The 546-nt window shown below is 49.8% G+C and carries 1 rRNA gene; it reads left to right on the forward strand.

Annotation, left to right across the window (positions count from 1 at the left end):
• Positions 1–546: ribosomal RNA gene (locus E0709_RS12160) — 23S ribosomal RNA — on the forward strand; the annotation flags it as partial.

Consider the following 546-nt stretch of genomic DNA (forward strand, 5'->3'; position numbering starts at 1 on the left):
AGTTGCAAGGTATAGACCCGAAACCCGGTGATCTAGCCATGGGCAGGTTGAAGGTTGGGTAACACTAACTGGAGGACCGAACCGACTAATGTTGAAAAATTAGCGGATGACTTGTGGCTGGGGGTGAAAGGCCAATCAAACCGGGAGATAGCTGGTTCTCCCCGAAATCTATTTAGGTAGAGCCTTATGTGAATACCTTCGGGGGTAGAGCACTGTTTCGGCTAGGGGTCCATCCCGGATTACCAACCCGATGCAAACTGCGAATACCGAAGAGTAATGCATAGGAGACACACGGTGGGTGCTAACGTCCATCGTGAAGAGGGAAACAACCCAGACCGCCAGCTAAGGTCCCAAAGTCTATATTAAGTGGGAAACGAAGTGGGAAGGCTTAGACAGCTAGGATGTTGGCTTAGAAGCAGCCATCATTTAAAGAAAGCGTAATAGCTCACTAGTCGAGTCGGCCTGCGCGGAAGATGTAACGGGGCTAAAATATAGCACCGAAGCTGCGGCTTTCAGGGGTCAGATTACAGGAGTCAGATAACAGTA

Source organism: Lonepinella koalarum, from assembly GCF_004565475.1.
In the GTDB taxonomy this organism is placed as follows: Bacteria; Pseudomonadota; Gammaproteobacteria; order Enterobacterales; family Pasteurellaceae; genus Lonepinella; species Lonepinella koalarum.